General features: G+C 72.5%; 17 protein-coding genes. 7 read left to right on the top strand and 10 right to left on the bottom strand.

What is annotated here, in order from left to right:
• Nucleotides 1-13: 13 nt before the first annotated feature.
• The 3 genes from ACZ5K7_RS18285 to ACZ5K7_RS18275 form a co-directional block, all read right to left on the bottom strand.
• On the bottom strand, nucleotides 14-2779 hold the full coding sequence (locus ACZ5K7_RS18285; protein ID WP_468914572.1) for an alpha/beta hydrolase: 2766 nt from the start codon (nucleotides 2777-2779) through the stop codon (nucleotides 14-16).
• Nucleotides 2780-2985: 206 nt separating this feature from the next.
• Nucleotides 2986-3420, bottom strand: coding sequence for a Zn-ribbon domain-containing OB-fold protein (locus tag ACZ5K7_RS18280; RefSeq protein WP_351697253.1), 435 nt, complete (start codon nucleotides 3418-3420; stop codon nucleotides 2986-2988).
• A 191-nt stretch (nucleotides 3421-3611) separates the two neighbouring features.
• Nucleotides 3612-4355 (bottom strand): TetR family transcriptional regulator, encoded by a 744-nt coding sequence (locus tag ACZ5K7_RS18275; protein WP_468914570.1) that lies wholly within the window; start codon nucleotides 4353-4355, stop codon nucleotides 3612-3614.
• A gap of 176 nt (nucleotides 4356-4531) precedes the next feature.
• Here ACZ5K7_RS18275 and ACZ5K7_RS18270 point away from each other — a divergent pair, with 176 nt between their 5' ends.
• Nucleotides 4532-5311, top strand: a complete 780-nt coding sequence (locus ACZ5K7_RS18270) for a peptidoglycan-binding protein (protein ID WP_468914569.1) — start codon at nucleotides 4532-4534, stop codon at nucleotides 5309-5311.
• A gap of 284 nt (nucleotides 5312-5595) precedes the next feature.
• Here the strand turns inward: ACZ5K7_RS18270 and ACZ5K7_RS18265 are convergent, their stop codons facing one another.
• From ACZ5K7_RS18265 to ACZ5K7_RS18240, 6 genes are all read right to left on the bottom strand, one after another.
• Complete coding sequence (locus ACZ5K7_RS18265) at nucleotides 5596-7947, bottom strand: SpoIIE family protein phosphatase (protein ID WP_468914567.1); 2352 nt, start codon at nucleotides 7945-7947, stop codon at nucleotides 5596-5598.
• A 109-nt stretch (nucleotides 7948-8056) separates the two neighbouring features.
• Nucleotides 8057-8440 (bottom strand): hypothetical protein, encoded by a 384-nt coding sequence (locus ACZ5K7_RS18260; RefSeq protein ID WP_351696863.1) that lies wholly within the window; start codon nucleotides 8438-8440, stop codon nucleotides 8057-8059.
• Nucleotides 8441-8865: 425 nt separating this feature from the next.
• Nucleotides 8866-9789: a MurR/RpiR family transcriptional regulator gene (locus ACZ5K7_RS18255; protein ID WP_351696860.1), complete on the bottom strand. Its 924-nt coding sequence runs from the start codon at nucleotides 9787-9789 to the stop codon at nucleotides 8866-8868.
• A 186-nt stretch (nucleotides 9790-9975) separates the two neighbouring features.
• Nucleotides 9976-11664: a phospholipid carrier-dependent glycosyltransferase gene (locus tag ACZ5K7_RS18250; protein ID WP_450971918.1), complete on the bottom strand. Its 1689-nt coding sequence runs from the start codon at nucleotides 11662-11664 to the stop codon at nucleotides 9976-9978.
• Between the two features lie 91 nt (nucleotides 11665-11755).
• Nucleotides 11756-13690 (bottom strand): phosphatase PAP2 family protein, encoded by a 1935-nt coding sequence (locus ACZ5K7_RS18245; protein ID WP_468914565.1) that lies wholly within the window; start codon nucleotides 13688-13690, stop codon nucleotides 11756-11758.
• A gap of 292 nt (nucleotides 13691-13982) precedes the next feature.
• Nucleotides 13983-14888: an N-acetylglucosamine kinase gene (locus tag ACZ5K7_RS18240; RefSeq protein WP_468914563.1), complete on the bottom strand. Its 906-nt coding sequence runs from the start codon at nucleotides 14886-14888 to the stop codon at nucleotides 13983-13985.
• A 398-nt stretch (nucleotides 14889-15286) separates the two neighbouring features.
• On the opposite strand from ACZ5K7_RS18240, the gene ACZ5K7_RS18235 reads away from it, so the two are divergent.
• From ACZ5K7_RS18235 to ACZ5K7_RS18210, 6 genes are all read left to right on the top strand, one after another.
• Nucleotides 15287-16432, top strand: coding sequence for an ROK family transcriptional regulator (locus ACZ5K7_RS18235; protein ID WP_351696850.1), 1146 nt, complete (start codon nucleotides 15287-15289; stop codon nucleotides 16430-16432).
• Between the two features lie 276 nt (nucleotides 16433-16708).
• Nucleotides 16709-18031, top strand: coding sequence for an extracellular solute-binding protein (locus ACZ5K7_RS18230; protein ID WP_468914562.1), 1323 nt, complete (start codon nucleotides 16709-16711; stop codon nucleotides 18029-18031).
• A 124-nt stretch (nucleotides 18032-18155) separates the two neighbouring features.
• Nucleotides 18156-19067 (top strand): carbohydrate ABC transporter permease, encoded by a 912-nt coding sequence (locus ACZ5K7_RS18225; RefSeq protein WP_351696844.1) that lies wholly within the window; start codon nucleotides 18156-18158, stop codon nucleotides 19065-19067.
• Nucleotides 19064-19966 (top strand): carbohydrate ABC transporter permease, encoded by a 903-nt coding sequence (locus tag ACZ5K7_RS18220; RefSeq protein ID WP_351696842.1) that lies wholly within the window; start codon nucleotides 19064-19066, stop codon nucleotides 19964-19966. The genes ACZ5K7_RS18225 and ACZ5K7_RS18220 overlap by 4 nt, the downstream gene beginning before the upstream one ends.
• 2 nt (nucleotides 19967-19968) lie before the next feature.
• Entirely contained in the window at nucleotides 19969-21693 is a 1725-nt protein-coding gene (locus tag ACZ5K7_RS18215) for a hypothetical protein (RefSeq protein WP_468914560.1), read from the top strand.
• A gap of 47 nt (nucleotides 21694-21740) precedes the next feature.
• Complete coding sequence (locus tag ACZ5K7_RS18210; protein ID WP_468914559.1) at nucleotides 21741-23558, top strand: hypothetical protein; 1818 nt, start codon at nucleotides 21741-21743, stop codon at nucleotides 23556-23558.
• 127 nt (nucleotides 23559-23685) lie between these two features.
• On the opposite strand, the gene ACZ5K7_RS18205 is transcribed toward ACZ5K7_RS18210, so the two are convergent.
• Entirely contained in the window at nucleotides 23686-24327 is a 642-nt protein-coding gene (locus ACZ5K7_RS18205) for a nucleoside/nucleotide kinase family protein (protein ID WP_468914557.1), read from the bottom strand.
• Nucleotides 24328-24329: the final 2 nt, after the last annotated feature.

Below are 24329 nucleotides of genomic sequence, written 5' to 3'. Positions count from 1 at the left end.
GCGCGGAGGAGCGCTACGAGGCGTCCAGCACCGTGCCGTTCAGCGCCAGACCGCCCGGCAGCGGTTCGCCGTCGTCGCCGGTCTGCCGGAAGCTGACCGACTCGGCCGGCTCACCGGCCCGGTCCTCGACGGTGGGCACGGTCACGTCGAGGCTGGTCTGCCCGGCCGGTACGTCCAGCCACAGATAGAGACCGTCCACCGTGGACAGCGGCCGCTCCGGGTCCGGTTCGGCGCCGGAGGCGTCGGCCAGCCAGTGCGGATCGACGTCCTTGGTGGACAGCTCGGGAGCGCCGCCATCGGGCCGGACCGGGACGAACAGCGCACCGATGTCCGTGTCCGCGGCCTCCGACAGCGAGATCCGCCACTTCAGCGCAGAGCCCTCCGTCACCTTGTCCGCGAGCGGGGTCACGGTGACCGCGGGCGCCGGATCGTCGTCGTGCACGGTCAGCCCGCCCCGGTAGGAGCCGACGACCGCCCCGTGGACGGCCTTGACCAGCACGTCGTACGAGAGGTCGGCGCCGTAGCGGGTGTTGCCCCGCACCTCGACCGGCACGTCGACCGCGTGGCCGCCGGGCCGCACGGTGACCAGGCGGTCCTGCGCGGTACCGGTCGCCGGGTCCACGACGTACATGCGGATCTGGCCGCTGCCCTGCCCGGACACCCGCACCGGAACGTGGTAGGCGCGGACACCCGAGTCGCCCTCGTCGACCGTGAGACGGCCGACGTCGACGCGCGGCAGCGCCGCCGCCCGTACCACCGGGGTGCCCGGCCGCCAGCCCCAGGCGTCCATCAGCCAGGCCTGGCCCGAGGCCGAACGCGAGGTCAGTTCAAGGGACTTGACCGAGCGCAGGTCGACCCCGGCCCGGCGGGCGGCGGTCAGCGGTACGCGCAGTTCACGCGCCCAGTAGGACGCGGTGCGCTCGCTGCCGGGCAGCCCGTCGACCCGGACCCGGCCCAGTGTCGCCGTACGTCCGTGGGTGTCGATGACGGCCACGTCGAGTCGGGTGCCCTCGGTGTTCGGGGGCACGAAGACCCGGAGCGCGAGCGCGTCGGCGCCCTGGAGGGAGACCGGCCGCGCCACCTGGACGCGGGTCGCCGCTCCCGCGGACGTCCAGCGCAGCGCGACCGCGTTCCGCCCTGTCTCCCGTGCCGTCTCCCACTGCGCGAAGTGCGGCGAGCCGCCGACGGTGCCCTCGCCCAGACAGGCCACCGCCGGGTCGGGATCGGCCGCGGCGCACAGCCGGCCACCGGTCACGGTCACCTTGCCGTCCGGCAGGAACCCGGCGCCACGGTTCGCGCCGACCGCGTGGCTGAGCACACGCGCCGGATCCGCCGACGGCGCCCGCCGCCCCGAACCGTCCAGCAGCGGCCGGACCTTGTCGTCACCCGCGACGAACAGCCGGGCCGCCGCGGCGATGTACGTCGAGCCCGCCCGGTGCTGCTGGTCGGCGGTCAGCCGGGTCGCGGTCCTCGTGGAGCAGACCGGGTCCCGCTGGTCCGCGTCGTCGTAGAAGTCGTCCTCCGCGGGGGCCTGCGCCTGCCCCGGCGTCCACTCGGTGTTGAAGAAGTTGTGGTTGGCGCCGATCACGTAGACCGCGCTGTGCAGGGCTTTGCCGGCGCCGACCGCGCGGGTGCCGTCGACGTACACCTCTCCCTGGAGGTCGGAGACATCGCCGTCACAGCCCGGCAGGACGGTCAGCGAGGGCACGTCCGGCACCGGGTTCTGGCCGAAGACGGTGGGGCCGATCAGCACGGTGCCGCTGATGTGCCAGCGCACCTTGCCGTGGTAGCCGTCCTGGTCGGCCGGCGGCGGGTAGAGGCTGTCCAGCGCGGCCCGGTTCACGCCCTCGCCGCCCCGCGAGTGGCCGATCAGCAGCACCCGGGACAGGTCGGCGCGTGGTGCCTCACGCACGATCCGGGGCGCCTGCCGCGGGTTGCGCGCCCAGTCGGCCCAGTGGCCCAGGTGCAGCCGGATCAGTGAGGAACGGGCCTGGGCGCCGCCGTCCTCGGCCTGCCAGTCCTGGCCGTTGATCCCGTTCGCCGAGATCGACACGGTCACATAACCCTGGGACGCCAGCAGCCGCTGGTCGCGGAGGTAGCCCCGATGGCTCGGTATCGGGAGCGTCCCGGCCGGGCAGGGCCAGGCGCCGACGGCCTGCCCGTCGTCGCCGTGCGGGGCGTAACAGGTGGCGTGGCGGCCGTGCAGGAACAGCGCGAGCGGGCGCGGGCCGGCGACCCCGGTGGGCGCGACCACCACGGCGCTCATCTCGACCGGGACGGAGAACCCGGGCAGGCGCACCGACTTGAGGCGGTACTCGCCGGTGGTCGTGCGGTAGCGGCCGGGCTTGCCCGGATCCACCGGGCCGGCGGGCAGTGGCGCCGGCGGCCGGGCGGCCGGCCCGGGTGCCTCGGTGGCCGCGGACCGGGTGTCCAACCGCCGTCCGCCCGACCAGACCTGAAGGTCTGTCAGCTCACCGGTGCGGGCCGCGTCGAGACCGAGCCGGAAGGTGTGTCCGTCCCGCTCCGGCTTCGGCACTCCCAACAGCCGTCCGTCCGACCGGAATTCCACCCTTGCGTCGCCCATCGGCACCTGTCTGCCGGACCGCCACACCAGTTGGGGCGCCGAACGCCCCTCGTCGATGCGCCAGCCCGGCGGCAGTTTCCCGCCGGACTCGGCGGCCGCCGGGGCCGGCCGGGCGTGCGCGGCGGTGCCGGACACCCCTCCCACGAGCGCGAGCACCGCGGCCGCGGTGACCCATATGCGCCGGGTACGGACCAATGTTCCCTCCTCGGAAGGCGAGCACGGGCTCCCCGGCCGTCCCGAGGAGCCCCTCGCGCCCCGGAGGACGGGGAGCAGGGGCTGTGGGTTGCCTGTGAAGGAAGAGGGATTGGTTACTTACGGAAGAGGGATTGGTTACTCACGGGAGGGGAGGCGGAGCATCCCCTCCCAGGGAGCCGGCTGCCGCGCGACGGGATTCCCGACCGTCAGCTCCACGCCCGGTACGGCTCGTCGAGCAATTGGAAGACCGGCTCGCCGCGCACCGGGTCCTTGGCCGTGGAGAGCTTGACCCGGTCGCCGCTGTGGATGCCGATCGGCGGGCCCATGACGCGGCCCCGCACGACGAATCCCTCGGCCATCTCGATCAGGGACACATTGCGCGCGGCGGGCGTGTTGCGATGCACCACCGAGGAGTGGCGGACCGTGCCGATGCCCTCGCTGCGCTCCGTGCGCAGTTCGCTGCCCTGGCAGACCGGACACAGCAGCCGGTGGTAGGTGGCGGTGCCGCACCAGGTGCAGCGCTGGAAGACGATGGCGTCCTTGTGCTGGTCCGCGTGGCGGTGGTCCGCGGGCGCGGGGTCGAGAACGCTCGTCGCGAATCCGACCGCCGACTGTGCGGCGCTCGCCGAGTGGTGGTACACGCTGGTCAACTCCCTGCGCTCGCCCGGAAACCCGAATCCCGCGTGCCCGGACCCGGCCGCGCACGCATGTGCCCGGTTCGCCGTGCCACCGTGCACGTCGTCAGCGTATGGCACTCAGTGTCATCCGTAAAGGCACTGCGTACCCCAAAATTGCGAGGATTCTGCGGACGGCCACCGGGTTCCGGGGCCCGTCAGGCGCGGCCGAACGCGGTCTCGATCTCCTGCACCACCCGCCACAGCGGGGCGTCCCGCCGGGAGACCAGGACGACCACGTCGTCCGGGTGTCCCGCCGGCCCGCCGAACAGCGCGGCCGACGTCCCGTCCGGCGCGGGCCCGGCGTCCTCGGTACCGAACGCGGCCTGTACGTACCCGAGGGCGTGGTCGACCGTCGCCGCCGCGTCGCCCTCGCCGTCCGAACGCAGCCAGGAGCGCAGGGCGTTGTTGTGCGCCGCGACCACGGCCGCCGCGATCACGTCGGCCCGCAGCGTCCCGTCCGGGCGGCCGGCGTACCGGCCGCGCAGATACTCGGCCAGGGCGCGCTCGTAGCGCCACACCACCGACAGTTCGTACGCGCGCAGCCCGGGCACCTTCTTGGTCAGCCGGTAGCGCTGCACCGAGAACGTGGGGTTCTCCGCGTACATCCGCAGCACCAGCCGCGCCGCGTCGCACACCCGCCGCACCGGCTCGCACCCCGGCTCGCTCGCCGCCAGGAAGGCGGTCATGTCGGCCAGACAGCCCTCGTGGTCGGGGAAGACCACGTCCTCCTTGGAAGGGAAGTAACGGAAGAACGAGCGCCGCCCGACCCCGGCCAGGGCAACGATGTCGTCGACGGTCGTCTGCTCGTAGCCGTGCTCCAGGAAGAGCCGGAAGGCCGCCGCGATCAGGGCGTCCCGCATGGGTGGCTTCGCGGGCGGCGCCGTGCTGCTGGAGCTCATGGACGCGAACGTAGCATTCCACCGCGCCTCATGGCACTCAGTGCACGCCAGACGGGGAACTGAGTGCACTCCCCTTCCGCTGGTCCTGCTCGGTCTGAACCGGCGGACCGGTCCCGCCGTATGTGTTCTCGGGGATCGCGGACACCCGTGCGCACGGGACGTAGAAGGAGAGCAGTGTGTCGACACCGCCCGACCCTGAGCAGCCGCACCGCGGGCCGATCCTGGAACCGGTCCGGGTCCTTCGCCCCCGCCGACTCGACGCTCTCGCGGAGCTGATGCGCGAGATCCGCGAGGAGGCGGAGGCCGACGAGAAGGCGAGAGAGACCGGGAAACAGACCGGCAGGCAGACGGGGAAACAGGCCGGGAAGAAGGCTGGGAAGCAGCCGGGTCCGGCGGACTTCGAGGCCTTCGACGGGGACCGCTGGCCCGGTGCCGGCACGGAGGACGAGACCCAGGAGCTGCCACCGGTCGTCGACGGCCCGCGTGGCCACGGCCACGGCCGTGGCGCCCGTTCGTCCCATGCCTTCGGCTTCGGCCCGGGGCTGCGCCGGGCCGCCGCCGTGGTGGCCGTCGGTGCGGCCGCCCTGGTCGGCTTCGGCTGCGCCCTGCTGCTGCCCGGCCGCGAGGGCACCGCCGCGGCCGCCCAGCCCTCCCCGTCCGCCACCACGGCCCCGGTCACCACCCCACCGGCCTCGGACACCTCCACCGACCCCGACGGCGCCGGCACCCTGCGCGAGGGCGACACCGGCCCCGAGGTCGTCGACCTGGAGCAGCGCCTTCTGCGCATCCCGGACGTCTACCGCGACGGCTCCACCGGCGGAACGTACGACGCCGCCCTCACCGCGGCGGTGGAGCGCTTCCAGATCTGGTACGGCATCAGCGGCGACGAGCGCGGCGTCTACGGCGACGACACCCGCAGCGCCCTGGAGTCGCGCACCAGCCCGACGGACGGCTGAGCGGGGACGAACGGTCCGGTCGGCCGGTCCGGCGCGCACCTTCGAACGCCGGGCAATGGATCAGGAAAATGCCGTGATCGTGCGAGGAGCGGGCGTCACCATGGGCAGCCACCCGGCAGCTCCGTGCCGCCGTGTCCCCACCGTACGACCCCGAAGGCCATGCCGATGAACGGCTCCCGCATCCCGGGCCTGCTGCTGCCCGCCGTGTTCCTGCTGGCCCTGGTGGTGGGCCTGTTCTGGTACTGGCGGCACCGTGACGACGACTGATCGCCGCGGCTGCTCCGCTACTCCTCGTCCGCCGTCGGCACCCGGATGTCCAGCACGCACACGTCGTCCCGCCGTTCGCCCTCCAGCATCGCGTCGAGCAGCGCGTTCAGGGACCCGGGTTCGGGGGTGCGGACGGCCTCGGCCAGGCGGGTCAGGCCCAGTTCGATGTCCTCACCGAGCCGCTCCACCAGGCCGTCGGTGTACAGCAGCAGCCGGTCGCCGGGCTCCAGCCGGAACTCGGCGGACTCGTAGACCGGGTCCGCCGAGGCCCCGAGCAGCATGCCGTCGGGGCGGTCGAGCCGCCGGACCTCGCCCGCGCGCACCAGCAGCGGCGGCAGGTGACCCGCCTGGGCCCAGACGAGACGGTGCTCGGCGGGCTGGTACCGGGCGAGCACGAGGGTCGCGGTGGACTGGCTGTCGCGCGAGTGCAGGAGCAGGAAGTTCAGCCGGGCGAGCGCACCGGTCAGCGAGGAGCCGGTGGTCACCATGCCCTTGGCGGTGAACCGGAGCTGGGCCATGGTCGCGACGGCGTCGACACCGTGGCCCGCCACGTCGCCCACGACGAACAGCGCCGAGTCGTCGGGAAGTTCGATGGCGCTGAACCAGTCGCCGCCGACATGCACCCCCGCCTGCGCCGGCAGATAGGCGACCTCGACCCGCAGTCCGCACAGCTGAACCGGCCCGTCGGGCAGCGGGAGCAGCGCGTGCTGGAGCCGGATGCCCAGCGCGCGCTCGGCCTCCAGGACTCCGCGCTGCACCAGCATCGCCCGCTCGCTGTCCACCAGGGCGAGTTCGGCGCTGCGTTGCGCGGTGAGGTCCTGGACGAAGCCGTGCACCTCGACGACCATGCCGTCCGCGGCGGTCACCCCCTCCGCGACGGCCCGCAGATGCCGTACCGTGTTGCCGGTCCTGATCCGGAACGGAACGTCGAACGACCCGCCGGTGCGGGTGAGTTCGGCGACCGCGCGGGCCAGCGCGGGGGCGTCCTCGGGCAGCACCAGGTCCGGCAGCTGGTCGAGCGCGACCGCACCGCGCCCCGGGTCGCGGCCCAGGATCGTGTACACCTGGGACGACCAGGTGACCTGACGGGTGAGCAGGTTCCAGTTCGCCCAGCCGAGGTTGCCGAGCCGCTGCACGTCCGCCAGGCGCTGCTCCTGGCGCCCCTCCATGTCGTGCCGCAGCCAGGTCACCAGCAGCCCGTCGCCGAGCCGCGTGGCCCGTACCGAGTAGGCGGCCCGCACGGTCGTCCCCGCGACGACCTCCTCGTGGACGAACGGCTCACCCTCGTACGGCTCCCCGTCGAGCGCCTTGAGGTACCCCTGCCACAGCGACTCCCCGGCGACGGAGGGATAGCTCTCCAGGATGCGCGAGCCGACCAGCTCGCGGCCGGTGCGGCCGAAGATGTCGACGGCGTTCGGGGTGGCCGCCTCGATGCGGTAGTCCTCCACCTCTCCGATGGCGGTGCGCAGCGGGGTCAGCAGGACCGCCGCTCCCGGCAGTGCGTCCAGCACCGTCTGCGCCGTCCCGCAGAAGTCCGGGGCCGGCGGTTCAGCCGGGGCGCCGAGAGCGGTGAGCCGGCCCGCGCACAGCCGGGTGACGGCCCGCAGCAGCTCGCGTTCCGCCGGCACGAAGACCGCGTCCCGCCGGCGCAGCACACCGAGGGTCACATCGGTCGTGACCGGCAGCCAGGCCCGGGACAGCCAGCGCCCGGGCGGTTCGTCGATGAGCCGGTGGTCCCGCCGGTCCTGGGCGAAGTGCTCCAGCCAGAGGGGCTCACCGGTCTTGAGGGTCTCCAGCGGGGCGAACCCGCTCAGCGGCGGTACCCGGTGCCACTGGGCGGCGAGTGTCGCGTCGACACCGGCGTACCCGATGAGTTCGAGCCCGTGGCCGGGCGGCCGCCGGTACAGCAGCACCGCGTCGGCGCCGACCCCGGGGGCCAGGTGATCGAGCAGCGTCCCGGCCAGCTCCTGCGGGGTACCGACGTGCACCAGGGCCGTGCTGAGGCGGCCGAGCGTCTCGGCGGTACCGGGCGGGGCGGGCGAGACGCGGGGTTCCGCCGGGGCGGGCGGTTCGGTGCCGGGATCGACGGCCGGGGGCACGGCGGCCACCAGGGCGCCGAGGGTGAGCCAGCACTCCTCCAGCAGCGTGCGGTTCCCGGCCTGGGCCCGCCGCAGAAGCGCCTCGTGCGCGGCGTCGGGGGAGCAGCCCGTGGTGGCCATCAGGGCGCCCTTGGCCCGCTCCACCACGGCGGAGACGGCCACCTGGTCCCGCAGCCGGTCCAGTTCGGCGCGCTGCCGGGACACGACCTTGGCCAGAGCCGCGGACTCGGCGACGGCGCCGTTGCCGACAGGCGGCGCTTGCTCGCTCATCACGGATCGAGCATGGCACAGGAGGGCGGGTCCGATCACACCCGTGCCAGATCAGTGAAGGGTCTGGGCATCCCCGGACCGGAACCGGACCGGAATCGGACCGGAACGATCAGCGGCCGGTACTGTGCCCGACGAGCGCCTCGGTGACGACGCGGACGCTGCGCGCGATGTGCTGGAGCTGCAGCACCTCCGCCGCGTACAGCTTGATCGTGTGCTCGATGACCGACTCCGGCAGCCCCAGCAGGGGCAGTTCGGCCCGTGCGGTCTGCAGTGCCGTGCGGGCCACCCGGATCTCGTGCTGGACCTGGATCTGCGCGTGCCGGGCGAGCAGCACGGGGTGCCGGATCAGCGCCGGGTAGCTGGCGTAGCGGGCCGGCACCAGCTCGCGCAGCCACTTGGTGGCGGAGCGCTCCCAGTCGTAACTGCCCGGCGTCTTGACCTGGCAGGGCCAGTCGGGACTGATGCGGGTGGTCGTCGTCAGGGTCATGATCATCGCTTCCGGGGTGCGGCGTCGGAAAGGGTGGTCGACGGAAGTCTGGGCGGCTCCGGCCTAGGGGATGACCGGAGCCGCCGCGGGCGAATCGCGCAGGCGATGCCCGTTCGAACACCCCGGGCGCCGACGCGGGTAGGAGACGGCGGCTGGGGGTGTCCGTGCAGGGACCCCGGGCGTCGGCCGCCGGCACTGCGGATGGTGCTGCGTGCGCATGGGCGGTCCGTCGGCTTTCTCGGGGCGGGTGCGAGCGGTGCGTCCTTTGTGCGGAACGTGCCCGGAGGGTGCCGGGGTGATCCGTGAGCAGTATTTATATATGCCATCCGGTTTGCAAGACGTATGAAAACATTCATGCGTGAATTGCGCTGAATAATCCCGCTACGGGCCGCTGCGGCGGGGAGAGGAAGGGACGGCCGGTGGGCCCCGGGTCAGTCCTTGAGGAAGAACTGGTGCTGCTCGGCGACGTGCTCGTACTCCTCCAGGCGTGCCTGGGTGCGCTCGGGGTCGGCATCGGTCATGGCCTGGAGCAGGGCGGCGGCCATCAGGCCGGGCGCCGCGTAGGTGTCGAAGACCAGGCGGGACCCGATGCCGGTGCTGAAGGTGACGTCGGCCTCGTCGGCCAGCGCGCCGAGCGCCAGGTCGGTCACGAGCGCGACCCGCAGACCCGCGGTGCGCGCCACCTGGATCGCGGTGAGCGTCTCCTGCGCGTGCCGCGGCATCCCGAACGCCAGCACCCAGGTGCCGCCCGCCTCCCGCGACTGCAGCAGCGCGTCGTAGGCCACACTGCCGCCCCGGGTCACCAGCCGTACGTCGGGGTGGATACGGCGGGCGGCGTAGGCGAAGTACTCCGCCAGCGAGACGGAGATGCGCAGGCCGAGCACGGTCAGCGGGGAGGACTGGGACAGCTCGCGGCCGATCCAGATCACCCGGTCCGGGTCGGCGAAGTCCCGGCGCAGGTTCTCCAGGTTCTCGATCTCGGCGTCGACGGCCGCCTGGAGTTCGTTGCTGCGCTGCTCGGTGGCGGCCCCGGTGCCGCCCGCCAGGGTGCGCAGCGCGATCGACTGGAGCCGCTCACGCAGCGCGGGGTAGCCGTTGAAGCCGACCGCGCCCGCGAACCGGGTCACCGACGGCTGGCTGACCCCGACCCGCTCGGCGAGGTCGGTGATCGACAGAAAGGCCGCCTCGGTGATGTGGTCGATCAGGTACTGGGCGATGCGCCGCTGGCCGGGGGAGAGCCGGGGGCCGTCGAAGAGCTCGCGGAGCTGGGAGGTGGGCGCGGCCTCCGCCTCCGGCACCGTCTTGCCCGAGGTGATCGCGGATGCCTGGGCGCGAGCCTGCTGCGGCGATGGCACCGAAGCGCCTCCTTTGTCTCCCACGAGGACTCAACATAGCTCACCGACCGTGGTGACCAGGGGTTGTGCGGTACGCCGGACCGTCCCGGCGCCGAACGCACAGGATGCGGAAACCGCACCGGGATTCCGGTGCTCACCGGCGACGGTTGCGGTGGTCGTCGCCGGTCGATCGGATGGATCGTACGGTCACCGCCGATAGATGGTGATCGAATGCCCGACATCATCGACCGGACGGCTGGTGTCGATCAATTCGGCCAGTCTGCCCCGCGCCTTGGCGACCGACGAGTCCGAGACGACCAGCAGCCCGTGCACCTCGCGGGGCGGCACCGTGCGGGGATCGGTGGCGTGGATGCCGTAGTACGACGGAATGCCACTGCCCTTGTAGACCAGCCAGATCCGCTCGCCCGGGTAGCGCTCCCGCAGCCGGTCGGCGAGCCGGCCCAGGTCCTGGCCCCAGTCCACGTTGGAGTCGTGCAGCCGCAGATGCGTCCTCGCCGGACCGCCGAACGCTTCGTTGGAGTACGGCAGATAGAACGGGAACGTCCGCAGCGAACTCACCGCGACGAACAGCAGCAGCGCCCCGCCCACCGGCCGTGACCACCGCCACCGCACCGCCAGCACCGAAGCCCCGCCCACCGCCAGGAACATCGGCATGAACAGCGCGTACCGCGTCCCGAAGTCCCGCGACCCGGTCATCGCCGAGGCCAGCAGCACGGCCGGCGGCAGCAGCACGTACGGCGCGGCCGGCCGCAGCCGCCGTACCGCCACCACCGCGACCGCACCGGCCGCCCACAGCGCCAGCATGCCCAGCGGGGTCTTCACCAGCAGGGCGGCCGGCAGGTAGTACCACCGGGAACCGGTGTAGAGGTGCCCGAACAGATAGCCCTGCCAGGGGTAGTCCTCCAGGCCGAACTGCAGGCGCATGCCGTCCCGGTAGGCGTGCGGAAAGGGCATCAGATCCACCAGCAGGCCCCGCGGACCGTGGATCGCGGGGACCGGCACCGCGGACACGGAGCGCAGCCGTGGATCGACGGCCAGATAGGAGAGCCACACGACGGCGACCGCCGTCGCCGTCACCACCGCCGCGGCCGTGAGCGCGCGCCGTACCCGGCCCGGGCGCACACCCCACACCGACAGCACCGCCAGCGCGGGCAGCACCGGGAGCGCCGGCAGCACGCTCATCTTCGTCGCCACCGCCGCGCCCAGAGCGGCCCCGGCGAGGGGCAGATACAGCCGGGGGCGGCGGCGCGCCCGCCACAGCAGCCAGGCCGACGTCAGCACGAACCCGGCCGACGGCACGTCCAGGGTGGCCAGCGAACCGTGCGCGATCAGGTCGGGGGAGAAGCAGTACAGGGCGAGCGCGAGGAGCCCGGCGGCCGTACCGAGGACCTCGCGGGCGAAGGCGAAGACCACCAGGGCGAACAGCAGCGTCAGCACGATCACCGGCAGCCGGGCCCACAGCATCAGCCGCCAGGGGTCGTTGCCCGACGCGTACAGCAGATGCCGGCCCACCTGCCCCTGGTCGCCCTGGTACGACGGGTCGTAGTGCGGGTCGGCGACCGCGATCCCGGCCATGACGACGAGCTTGCCGAGCGGCGGGTGCTCGGGGTTGTAGCGCAGCCGGTGCTCGTGGAGGTAGTCGGTGGCCGCGGCCACGTAGACCGGCTCGTCGATGGTGGGTGTCTGCTGGACCGCGGTGGTCACCATCGCGACCGCCATCTGGGCGAGCAGCAGCGCCACCAGGACCGGCACCAGCCACCGGCGGCGGGCGCGCAGGGCGGCGGTCAGCCGGGCCGCGGGTGCGGGCCGTGGGGCGGGTGCGGGGTCGTCGAGGTGGCCGGGATCGAGGACCGACTGCTGTTCGATTGCCATCATCCGCCCCGCGGGGACACCGGGCCCGCGGTGACGGGAACGATCACGGGCCGTCATGGGCCCTACTGTCGCATCGCTCCCGCCACCGGGCGCGTCACCGCTTCACGAGTCGTACCGACAGACCGTCTGCCGTGTACACGGGTACGGCCCGCAGCTTGTCGGAGTTCAGCTCGATGTGGTCGAACTGTCCGCGCAGCCGGGGAGCGTCGAGCACCGGGAGGGTGCGGCCCACGGCCGGCGGATGTTCGGTGTCGAGCTCCAGGGACAGCGTGCTGCCCTTGCCGAGCACGGCCAGGTGCTTGACCTGGAGCGGCGCCTTACGACCCGTCCCCAGGGCCACTTCCAGGGTGCCCGCGTCCTGCGTGTAGGTCCCCCGCACGAACAGGTCCCCGGCCACCCGCAGCGTGCCGGCCTCGATCCGGACGTCGCCGCGGCCCAGCGCCTGGTCCGAGGCGGCGACCAGGGTGCCCCCGGCCACCACGGTGCCGCCCCGGTAGCCGTTGTCGCCGGTCAGCGTCAGCGTGCCGGTGCCCTTCTTGGTCAGGCCGCCGTGGCCGTCGATGTCGTGGCGCCAGCTGTCGGCCGCCGAGAAGCCGCCGGCCGCCGCGTCCAGGGTGACCGTGACGTCCGTGTCGAAGGCGCCGTAGCCGTCGGCCGCGGCGAACAGGTTGAGGCGGCCCCACTGCTCGACGCCGTCCAGCAGCACATAGCCGGCGGGCAGGGCGGTGCTGCGCAGCACCTCGCGGCGCTGGTCGGCGGTGAGGTAGGGCTGGCGGGTCTCCAGGAGCACCTCGGCGCCCTTGGGCACGGTGAGCGGCAGGTCGCCGCCCTGCCGCCGCAGGATGTACGTCAGCCGGGGGGTGGCCGCGCGCTCGTTGGCCGCGCGGTCGGCGTACGGGTCGGCGGCGGGGCCGGCCGAGTGGGCGTAGGCGTACAGGGTGTCGGCGGTGGCGCCGGTCCGCGCCTCGAAGTAGGCGAGGGCCTGGGCGCGGGCGGCCGCCTTGAGGGCGGCGTTGGCCGGGTCGGCGAGGGTGGCGGCGGCCAGGGCGGTGGCCATGATGCGGCCGCCGATCACGTCGACCGTGTTGTGCATACCGGCGATGATGCGGGTGTCGCTCAGCTCCAGGGCGCGGGCGACCAGCTCCTGGAAGCGCTCCGGCACCGCGTAGGCGTAGGCGAGGCCCGCCAGGTGGAAGGCGTTGGTGTGGCCGGAGGGGAAGCCGCCGTCGTCGACCGGGGAGGTGCTGCGCTGGCGCAGCAGCTGCGGGGCGACGACCACCTCGGAGTCGTAGACCGGGAAGCCGTAGGCGTCGGTCGCGCCGGTGTCGACGACCTCGCTGTCCTCGTTCATGCGCCACGGACGCGGGTACTGGTAGGCGTACTTGGAGGGGTTGCCGGAGGCGTAGTTGCCGCGCACGGTGTCGACCAGCTCGGCGACCTTGCCCAGCGCCGAGTCGTGCGAGCCGGCGCCGAGCGTCGAGCCCGCCGGGGCGTCGGCCGGGACGGCGTCGTTGACGGTGGTCGCGGGCGTCCCGTCGGGGGCGCTGGTGATCGAGGTGACCGCGAGCGAACCGGCCTTGTACACGTCCGCCAGCGGGCCGAGACCGGCGATCATCGCGTAGCTCTGGTGCTGGCGGTCGTAGAGGAACGCCTTCTTCGCCTCGGCGGCGGAGCGCTTGGCGGTGATCTTGGCGCAGTAACGCATGTTGTCGCGCAGGATGTCGGCGCGCAGCACGGTACCGGTGTTCCAGGCGGAACCCGTCTTCCATATCCGCGCGAAGCCGCCGAGGATGCGGACCACCGCGTTGGTGTCGGCGGTCAGGTTGGTGCTGATGTTCGTCTTGTAGTCGTCGACGAACGCGAGGGCGGCGGTCGCGGCCTTGGCGTCGGCGGCGGCGAGCCAGCCGGCGAACGTCGGGGCCGCCAGCACACCCGTCGACGCGCCGAGCGAGGTCTTCAGGAATCCCCGTCGGCCGACGGCGAGTCCACGGGCCGGTGAGGAGGTGCGGTGCCCGGCAGGTGACGGCATGGGTGTGCCTCTCTTGAGTTCTACGGCCCGGCGGCCGGAACGGAGTTCACACGAACATCCGGTGCGCCCGATGCGCGTGAGCGTGTGGGTTCGCGTGGGAAAAGTGTTGAACGAGCGAAGTTCTAGGGCGAGTTCGTGTCCCGGCGGTCATCGCCCGACGACCGCCACGTGACCCGGAGTTGAACGGCACCCCTGTGGTTCACAGGAAGTACCGCCCGGGACCTGCGCGTTCGCAGCGTCGAACAGCCCGTGGTCCAGGCGCGCGAGACCGGAGGGGCTGCGGACGGGTTTCTCACAGGATCGAACGCGCCAGCGCCACCGCTCCCTCGACCGGCGGGAGTCGCAACGGCCGCGGCCGCGCCCCGGGTACGGCCTCGGCGAGCGCGGTCGTGAAGGCGTCGTACAACCGCGGCTGGGAGAGGATCGTGCCGCCCGCGACCACCACGTCGTCCACGGCGAGACCGCGGGCGGCGAGCCGGACCACGAGGCCGGCGAGAGCGCGGCCCCCGTCGGCTATCACGTCGGCGGCGAGCCGGGAGCCCGCGTCGGCCGCGGCGAAAAGCGCCGGGGCGTGCCGGCCCCACTCGGCGGAGACGTCGGAGGCGCTCTCGAGGGCGGCGCCGAGCGCAGGTACTTCGGCCACTTCGAAGGCGGCGACGAGTCCGGTCGCGAGGGCGTCCGGGGCCTCGCCGCGGTCGTGTGCGGCCCAGACGGCACGGGCGGCCTCGCGGACGAGCCCGGCGGCGCCGCCCTCGTCGCCGAGGACCGCGCCCCAGCCGCCGACCTGCACGGGGCTGCCGTCGGGCTGCCGGCCGACGGCCACCGAGCCGGTGCCGGCGACCAGGCCGACACCCTTGTCCAGACCGGCGGCGGGGACGAGGAGTTCCGCGTCGCCCACCACCTGGACGGGCACCTCGAGGAGCTCCGTCAGCGCGGCGGCGATACCGGCGCACTGGCGGGGGGTCTCACAGGCGTGCCCGCCGACGGCGAGGGCGGCGGGGCGGGCGCCGGCCGGCAGGGCCTCGTGGACCAGCGCGGCCAGCCAGCGGGCCGCGGCGGCCGGGTCGTGCGGCCGCCAGCCGCTGCTGGAGCGGACGTGATCGGCGACCATGTCCGCGCCGCTGAGCGCGCGGAGATGGGTTTTGGTGCCCCCCACGTCGATGCCGACCACGAGCGGGAGAGAAGGTGTGTCCTGCACGGATCCTCTTACGTCGTCTGGGCGGACAGCGCCGAAGAGCCCGGCACTCAGGGCCGGCCGCTGCGGTGCGGCAGCGCCCCGAAGGGGCGCCGCGGGCGAACGACGGCGCATCGCGGCGCTTCCAGCGGAGCGTTTGGCTGCGACGGCGGGCGAACCGTGCCTGGCCGAACAGGAGTTGAGCAAGTCGGGAAGCCCCGGGACGGGCTTCTTGCGGAGCACGGCAGGCGAGTACCGTGTACTTCGTTAGGAAGTTAACTAACGAAGTACAGTGCGTCAAGAGTTGCCGCGGACTCGATCAACGGGACGCTGTCGAGGCCACAACCGCGCGGCACAAGGGCACCGCATCGCCGCATCCCGCGACACCCGGGGGAGCGCGGCCCCTGACCCATGGGGGAACTGTGGAACACGTCGTGACTGAGGTCCCCCGGCTCACCGAGAGCGCCGGTGCGGTCTTCGCCGTGCTGGCCCAGGCCGGCAGCGCCACCCGGCCGCAGCTCGCGAGCCTCGCCGGCCTCTCCAAGCCGACGGTCTCCGCCGCCGTCGCGGAGCTGGAGGGGGCCCGGCTGGCCACCCACTCCGGCACCGCGTCCGGCGGCACCGGCCGCTCCGCCGCCGTCTACGGCCTCGGGCCCGCCTCCGGCTCGGTCCTCGCCGTCGACCTCGGCCCGGCCCACACCCGGGTGCGCGGCTGCGCCCTGGACGGCACGCTGCTCGCCGAGGCGGACACGCCCCGCACCCGCGCCGCCGACGCCGTCCGCGAGGCCCTGGCCGCGCTGCCCGCGGGCGCCCCGCTGCGGGCCATCGTCGTCGCCATCGGTGACGTCACCGCCCCCGACCTGGCGGGCACCGGGATGCGTCCCGCGACCGCCAAGGCCGGGCCCGTCTTCGACGCGGTCTCGGTCGCCCTCCCGCCGGGGGTCCCGGTCCACCTGGAGAACAACGTCAACTGCGCCGCCCTCGCCGAGCTCCACGAGGGCGCCGCCCGGGGCCGCCGCACCTTCGGCTACCTGCGGATCGGCGTCGGTATCGGTCTGGGCATCGTGATCGGCGGCCAGGTCCTGCGCGGCGCCAACGGCGCGGCCGGTGAGCTGGCCCGGCTGCCCTACCCCTGGGACGACGACCGGGAGCCCCGTCAGGAGGCCCTGGAGGCGTACGTGGGCTCCCAGGCGCTGCTGCGCCGGGCCGCCGAGGCCTGGCGGGATGGCGACGGCCCACGCCCCCGTACCGCCGAGCAGCTGTTCGCGCTGGCCGCCGAGGGCTGCGGTCCGGCCCGTTCCCTCGTCGCCCGGCATGCCGCCGACGTGGGCCGGCTGGCCGCCGCCGTGGCCGCCGTACTGGACCCGGGGCTGATCGTGCTCGGCGGCAGCACCGGCGCGGACCCGCAGCTCCTGCCCGGGGTGCGGGCCGAGCTGGGGCGGCTGAGCTGGCCCACCGAGGTGGTCAGCAGCCAGATCGGCGATCTCGGTACCGTGGTGGGTGCCGCTCGGCTCGCCGTGGCCAAGGGAGTCCAAAACGTGACCGAAGGCGCGCAGGTGAAGGATTGACGGCTTCCTTATCGGTCTGCCAATGTCCGGACAAGCGCTTTCTAAGCCGGACGGGACGCCGGCTTGGGGTGAGCCTCCCAGCCCGTACGCGACGTACGGCAACCGCATGAGGGCGTGCCCGTGCGGTGACGGCCAGGACGGCCGGGGATCTCGCCCCGCGTGGACGATGCGGCCGGGCGAGGCCGCGCCCCCCGGAAAGCGACTTTTCCTTCAAAATGCACCCGTGCCGCCTCAGTCGGCGCCGTGCTCCGTCCGTTCGACGAAATGGGAACGAAGATGACCACTGTGGGTGTGCGGCGCTCCCGCCGACTCGGCCGCGGCGGTATGCGCCGCCTGATTCCCCTCGCTGCCGTGGCCTCGGCAGGAGCCCTGCTGCTCTCCGCCTGCGGGTCGGGGTCCGGCTCGGGCGGGACCTCCAAGTCGCTGACGTTCTGGATCTCCACGGTCCCGGGACAGGACGCGGGCTGGAAGAAGCTGGTGGCGCAGTACAAGAAGGAAGCCGGCGTCAACGTCAAGCTCGTCAACATCCCCTACGACGGCTACCCGACGAAGCTGCACAACGCCGCGCAGGCGAACTCCCTGCCCGACGTCGCGGACGTGCCGGCGCTCGACCCGATCTGGTCGAACAAGCTGATCGACCTCAGCTCCATCGCCAACAACAAGAGCTACAACATCAACGCCAACTTCCTCGCCAAGGACTCGTCCGGGAAGGTGCTGTCCATCCCCTCGGACGTCACCGCGTCCGGCCTGTTCATCAACAAGACGCTGTTCAAGAAGGCCGGCGTCGCCGTCCCGACCTCGCCCTCGGACACCTGGACGTGGACCGAGTTCATCGCGGCGGCGAACAAGGTCCGGGAGAAGACCGGCGCCAAGTACTCCCTGACCTTCGACCAGTCGCCGTCCCGGCTGCGCGCCATGGTGTACGAGATGGGCGGGCAGTACGTCCACGCGGACTCCTCCGGCAAGTTCTCGGTGGACGCGGCGACCACGAAGGCCGTGAAGTACTTCGTCGGTCTGAACGACGACAAGGTCATGCCGAAGTCGGTGTGGACCAGCGGCGCCGACCCGTCGGCCATGTTCCAGAGCGGTGACGTGGTCGCCTACTGGTCCGGCGTCTGGCAGGTCGCCTCCTTCGCGGACAGCATCAAGAAGTTCGACTGGGCGAGCGTCCCGACCCCCGCCCAGCCGGTGCAGGCCAGCGACGTCAACAGCGGCGGCATGATGGTGGGCTTCAACAACAACGGCGCCGCGTCCACCGCCGCGAAGAAGTTCCTGTCCTGGGTGTACGAGCCGAAGCAGTACACCGAGCTGGTCCAGGCCTCCGGGTTCCTCCCGGTCGAGAGCGGTCTGACCCCGAAGTACCCCTTCACCTCCGCGGCGGCGCAGGCGGCGTTCAAGCTGTACAACGAGGAGATTCCGCTCTACGCCCCGATCTCGGGTTACTTCAACGGCGCGCAGACGAACTGGGTGCTGAAGGGCAAGAGCCTCACCACCGACCCGACCAAGACGGAGATGGGCAAGGCGATCAACGGCCAGCAGTCGGTCGACAAGGCCCTCCAGAACATCGTGGACGGCTACAACCAGCAGGTCGGCGGCTGATCGTAGGCCCAAGGGCCCGGGTGGCGGGGTCGAGACACCGCCGCCCGGGACCGGTCGCCCACCTGATGCCGGGCTCACGGCGTGAGTCCACAGCAACCCATCCACCAGCACGGAAGTCAGGAAGATGACAAAAAGTGCCGCGGCAGTGTCCGTGAGGCCGCCCAGGAGACGCAGTACCTACACCCTCGCGCCGCTCGTCCTCATCGCGGCCAATGTCGTGCTGTTCGCGCTGTTCTTCGCGTGGCCGGCGGTGATCGGGCTCGTCTACTCCTTCACGAACTACACGGGTGTGGGGGCGTACCAGTTCATCGGGCTGGACAACTACCACAACCTGTTCGGGGACTCCGCCTTCTACGACGCGCTGACCCGGACGCTGCTGTACACCGTCCTCTTCGTTCCGCTGAACTTCGCGCTCTCACTGCTCGCCGCCAACCTGCTGGTGAGCAAGCACGCCAAGGGCGCGTCCGTCGCCCGTGTCATCTTCTTCATTCCATGGCTGCTGTCGCCCATCGTCGTGGGTGTCCTGTGGCGGTGGCTGTTCGGCGAGAACTTCGGACTGGTCAACTACGTCATCGAGAAGCTCGGCGGGTCCGCCGTTCCATGGCAGTCGAACGCGGACCTGTCGCTGCTGGTGGTGGTGTTCGCGGCATCCTGGGCCTGGACGGGTTTCTCGATGCTGCTGTTCATCGCGGCGATCAAGAACGTACCGGTGTCGTACTACGAGGCGGCCTCGCTCGACGGGGCCGGCCCCTGGCGCCAGTTCATCAGCATCACGCTGCCGAGCATCGCGCCCACGTCGTTCATCGTGATCCTGCTCAACACGATCAACGCGATGAAGGAATACCCGGTGTTCGTCTCCCTCAACAACGGCGGACCCGGCACGTCGAACAATCTGCTTGTTCAGTACATCTATCAGACCGGCTTCCAACGGGGCCAGATCGGCTACGCGAGCGCCGCGTCGTTCGTGCTCATGCTCATCCTGATGGCCGTCGCGATCATCCAGCTGATCGTCAACCGGCGGGTGGAGAACCGATGACAACCACAGACACGCCGCGCCCGGTCGACGCCGGTCCCGGACGGCCCGTTTCCAGAAAGCGGTCCCGCGGTGCGAGCAGCGGCGGACTCCGGCGGGCGGTACCCGCGACGACACTGCTGTGGATCATGGCGTGCCTCTACGGGCTGCCGGTGCTGTGGTTCATCCTCAGCTCCCTCAAGCCGGCCGGGGACCTGTTCTCCTATCCGCTGACGCTGATTCCGCACCACCCCACCCTGTCGGGTTACTCCCAGGCGTGGCGCAGTGCCAACTTCTCCCAGTACTTCATCAACACGACCATCGTGTGCGTGGTCACGACGATCCTCACGGTGGGCGTCAGCTGCTGCACCGGCTACGCGCTGGCCAAGTACGACAACAAATGGCTCAAGGCGTTCTTCATCTGCATCCTGGCCACCACGATGCTGCCGGGCGAGGTCATGCTCGCCCCCGAGTTCCTGGTGGTCCGCAACCTCGGCCTCTACAACTCGTTCGCCGGCATCATCCTCCCGGCCGTGCTCACCGCGACCGGCTGCTTCATGTTCCGCCAGTTCTTCATCACGGTCCCCGACGAACTCGTGGAAGCCGCACGCATCGACGGCGCCCGCGAACTGTCGATCTTCCTGCGGATCATGGTGCCGCTCTCCCGGCCCATCATGCTGACCCTCGCCATCCTGTCCTTCCAGTGGCGGTGGAACGACTACATCTGGCCGCTGCTCATGCTGAACGACCCCAACAAGTTCACCGTGCAGATCGGCATCCAGAGCATCGTCGGCGCGCAGAACATCAACTGGTCGGTCCTGCTCGGCGCATCGGTCATCTCCATGATCCCGCTGATCGCCATCTTCCTGGTCTTCCAGCGCTACGTCATGGGCGCCGACATCAACGCCGGACTGAAGGACTGACCTTGTCCACCCCGCTCGACCACGAGTTCGTCCGCGCGGCGGCCGGCGCGGCCGACCGGCTGGCCGCCCCCCTGGCGGCTCACCCCGACGAGGAACCCGCCGGGGTGACCCACCGCGCTCTGGCACGCCGGGTGAAGACCCTGGTCGCGGCGTACCGCTCCCCGGACTCGGCACTGCACGGCAGCGGACGGGCCATCGCCGCCGCGATGGCCCACCTCGGCGCCCTCCGGGCCGTACAGACCGGCACCGGCCTCTTCGCCGGCGGCGACAACGTGCAGTCACCGCCGGACTCCGCGTTCACCGTCAACGACGTGTGCGACGCGCACGTCCTCGCCGCGGGCGCGGGGCCGGAACTGCGCGACGTCACGGCCGCGCTCGCCGAGATCGCCGACGCCGCCTCCGGCGCCCTCCTGACCGGTGGGGTGCACACCCCGAACCACCGCTGGGAGCTGTCCGCGGCGCTGGCCCGGCTGCACCGGTCGTTCCCGGACCGCCGACTGCTCGACCGCGTCGGCGCATGGCTCGCCGAAGGTGTCGACATCGACGAGGAGGGCCTGTACTCGGAGCGCAGCGCCAACTACGCGGCCCACGTGTCCAACCCGTCGCTGCTGCTCCTGGCCGACGTCCTCGGCCGTGCCGACCTGCGGGACGCCGTCGAACGCAACCTCACCGCGACCCTGGACCTCATCAGGCCGGACGGCACGGTGGAGACCGTCCACTCGCGCCGCCAGGACCAGAACCGTCCGTTCCCGCTGGCGCACTACCTGGCGCACTACCGGCTGCTCGCGATCCGCACCGGCCGGGGCGACTTCAGCCGGGCGGCGCGGCTGGCGGCCGCCGACGGCATCGACGACCCCGACCTGCTCGCGCAGACCCTCCTCACCCCCGACCTGTGCCGCGTACTGCCGGCACCGGCGCCGGAACCCCTTCCCCGCGCCCGCTACCTCACCACGGCCCGCCTTGCCTCCCATGCCTCCGCCACCGCGCACAGCGTCTTGTACGGCGGCTCGGACGTGCCCGAGCACCGGCGCATCCGCTCGGGCCTCGCCTGCAATCCCACCTTCCTGCGCCTGTTCGCCGGTGACGCCGTCCTCGACGCGGTCCGGCTCTCCCGGGGATTCTTCGACCTGGGTCCGTTCCGCGCCGCCGGCATGGAACAGCTCGCCGACCACCGGTACCGGCTCACCGAAACCCTCACGGCCGCCTACTACCAGCCGCTCCCACCGGACCGGCGACGGGACGACGGCGCCTACTACGTGACGGACGAGGGACGCTTCTCGGCCGCGATGGCCTTCCCGGACCGGCCCCGGGACGAGGTCTCCCACACGACCCGCGTCGAAGCGGAGCTGCGGGACGACGGTGCCGACCTGCGGATCGACATCAGCGGACCACGGGTGCCCTGGGCCCTCGAACTGACCTTCCGGCCGGGCGGCGTGCCCGAGGGCGCCGTACCGATCGGCGACGGACGCTGGTGCCTGACGACCGGGCCGATGACCTACCGGGTCGGCGCCGACGAGATCCGGGTCGAGGCCGACGTCGAGGCGGGCGAAGCCCTTGCAGGGCCGGACCGGAGCGACGTACTGCGGTACGACCCGGGTCAGGATCACACCGTGGTGGGCGGCACCGACGCGACCACCGGGAACCGCGTCTACCTCGGTGGGCACGGCCCGCAGACACTGAACGTCACACTGCGCGCCCGCCGTCCCTCACCCGTCGTCCGACCCTGACCACCCACGCCACGGCCACCTCCGGAATGAAGGGCTGACCCCCTCCGATGCACCTGCCGCGCCAGCTCGGCCCGCTGCACGACCTGCCGTCCACCCCCGAGGCGTACGACGCGGTCCTCGCCGACGTCGCCGAACAGGCCCTGGCCCGCCTCACCCCCGAGGGCAACCTCGAACACCCCGACGCGGACGACGACATCGGCGACACCTCCCTCGGCGTCACCTCCCTGCTGGCCCTCGCCTGGCAGCGCACCAAGGACCCGCGGCTGCCGGAGGCCGTGCACCGCAGCCTCGCCTTCCATCTGCGCGAGCGGGTCTACACCGAGGACAACCCCGGCTACCCGAACCTGACGGTCCGCGACTCCGGCCTCCCGTACGCCCGGTACGTCCTGGCGCCGGGCGCGCACCCGATCGGGGACTGGCCCAGCACGGTCTGGGCGCTCCTCCAGGCCGTCAACGTCCTCGACCTCGCGGACGGCCTGGTCGACGACGAACAGCGCGCCGCGCTGACCGAGGTGAGCCGCGGCTACTGGCGCTGGCTGATCGAGGCCACCTTCTTCAACCCGCAGGAGGCCGGCAACCAGGCGATCGGGTGCGTGGTCGGCGGGCTGATGCTGGCCCGCCACCTTCCCGCCGGGGACGGCGAGCGGGTCCGCGGGCGGGCGCTGGCCCTGTACGCCGAGAAGATCCGCGCCCACCGCGTCCTGGACCGGGGTGCCCTGCTGCCCCCCGAGCACGGCGGCGCCTACGACAACAACTACGGCCCGATCTCCTTGTCCTTCCTCGCCCAGGCCCACCGGATCAGCGGCGAGCCGATGTTCGCGGAGGACGGCGACGCACTCGCCCGCTACCTCGACGCCCGGCTCCCGGGCGGCGGCTTCGACAACGGCGGCCCCCGCTACAGCGAACAGCACTCCGGCTTCGAGTCCGTCCTGGGGCTGCGTTACTTCGGCGCCCGGATCGGTTCCGACCTGGGCCGCTACCGGGGCGACACCCACTGGGGCCGGCACGCGGTCAAGGCGGACGGCGGTGTCGACGGGCACTTCGCCTGGATGCTGGTCTGGCAGATCCAGGACACCACGCCCTGGCACCGCACCCCCTCGACCGTCCCGGCCCGCCACCAACTCCGCGCGGGCACCGTCTCGGTGGCCTTCGACCACCGGATGACCCCGGCGCTGATCGAGGCGGGCGGGACCTACCACCTCCCGGCGGCGGTGAACCGGCAGCACGGCTTCGGCCCGGTCCTGGACGGCTTCCTGTACTGCCGGCCGATGGGCGAGGTCCGGGTCCGGGACGTCCACGCCGACGGCCTGACCGCCAAGCTGGTCAGCAAGCCGGTCGTGGGCCGTGACCACGTGCTGCGCCATGTGCGTTCGCTGTACGTCACGGACGGCACCCGCCTGTGGGTGACGGTGGCCGTGGAGCGCCTCGACGGGACGCCGTACCTGCTGGCCGGGCTGCCGTACGCGGCGGACGACGGCGACCGGGTGCGCCGGGTCGCCGAGGGCGAGGTGGCCGCGGCGGGCGCCCTGCGCCTCACGCACCCCGCCCGGCAGGGCGTGGACCACTTCGACGCCCGCGCCGAACTCACCCAGGAACAGGCCGCGTTCGCGCTCGCCGCCGACCCTCGCGGCTACGGCAACCCGGACGAGGGCTGGCGCCACCTGGTCGCCTCCACGGCGTACGAGGCCGAACCGGCGCCGGGCGCACCGCCGCACCTGCACGTGTTCGCCGTACGGTACGGGCCCGGCGGGGCATTCGCGCCGTCGTTCGAGGGCGATCTGACCGTGCACACCGAGGCGTTCACGGCCGTCGTCGAGACCGAGGACGCCCACGGCGATCCCGGGCTCGCCCTCACCGGCTGCTGAGCGCTGCGCTGCAAGTACCGTGCCGTCGTTCGGCTGCCGCGCCGTCTTGGCTGGTCGCGCAGTTCCTCCCCCGGCCTTCGGCCGGGGGTACCCCCGGCGCCCCTTACGGGGCGCTGCCGAACCGCGCTCAAAGCAGCGCCGTCTCCGGCACCACCAGGTCCGCCCGGTCCCGGGTCGCCGCGACCAGGTCGGCGTTGCGCTGGTCGGTGCCCGCCACCCAGGCCACCGCCTGCTCGTGCCCCTTGCCGAACTCCTCGTGCCGGGCGACCAGTCGCCGTATCCGTTCGGCCTCGTCGATCTGGCAGAACCACACCTCGTCCAGGGCCGGCCGCACCCGCGCCCAGGGTCCCTCCGCAAGCAGCAGGTAGTTGCCCTCCGTCACCACCAGCCGGGCCGAGGGCGGCACCGGGATCACGCCCGCCAACGGCTGCTCCAGGACCCGCTCGAAGCCCGGCGCGTACACCACCTCGCCGGTGTCCTCGCGCAGTCGCCGCAGCAGCGCCGCGTACCCGGCCGCGTCGAACGTCGCGGGCGCGCCCTTGCGGTCCCGCAGGCCCAGCCGGTCCAGTTCGACGTCGGCCAGATGGAAGCCGTCCATGGGCACCTGCGCCGCCCACGGCTCGCCGGAGCCGTTCAGTTCGCGCACCAGATGCTCGGCGAGCGTGGACTTGCCGGCGCCGGGGCCGCCCGCGATGCCCAGGATCGCGCGCGGACCGCGTCCGGCGAGTGAACGGGCCCGGTCGAGGAGGTCGTCGAAAGTCAGCGGCACGC

It is taken from the genome of Streptomyces sp. NPDC031497 (assembly GCF_055580905.1).
Note: the sequence above shows the minus strand (reverse complement) of the source record. Positions and strands in the feature narration are given on the sequence as shown.

Coding starts and splice junctions, on each gene's coding strand:
- ACZ5K7_RS18275 (WP_468914570.1), bottom strand. CDS start 4,355: ATGAGCTCCAGCAGCACGGCGCCGCCCGCGAAGCCACCCATGCGGGAC.
- ACZ5K7_RS18265 (WP_468914567.1), bottom strand. CDS start 7,947: ATGAGCGAGCAAGCGCCGCCTGTCGGCAACGGCGCCGTCGCCGAGTCC.
- ACZ5K7_RS18260 (WP_351696863.1), bottom strand. CDS start 8,440: ATGATCATGACCCTGACGACGACCACCCGCATCAGTCCCGACTGGCCC.
- ACZ5K7_RS18250 (WP_450971918.1), bottom strand. CDS start 11,664: ATGATGGCAATCGAACAGCAGTCGGTCCTCGATCCCGGCCACCTCGAC.
- ACZ5K7_RS18245 (WP_468914565.1), bottom strand. CDS start 13,690: ATGCCGTCACCTGCCGGGCACCGCACCTCCTCACCGGCCCGTGGACTC.
- ACZ5K7_RS18230 (WP_468914562.1), top strand. CDS start 16,709: ATGACCACTGTGGGTGTGCGGCGCTCCCGCCGACTCGGCCGCGGCGGT.
- ACZ5K7_RS18225 (WP_351696844.1), top strand. CDS start 18,156: ATGACAAAAAGTGCCGCGGCAGTGTCCGTGAGGCCGCCCAGGAGACGC.
- ACZ5K7_RS18220 (WP_351696842.1), top strand. CDS start 19,064: ATGACAACCACAGACACGCCGCGCCCGGTCGACGCCGGTCCCGGACGG.
- ACZ5K7_RS18210 (WP_468914559.1), top strand. CDS start 21,741: ATGCACCTGCCGCGCCAGCTCGGCCCGCTGCACGACCTGCCGTCCACC.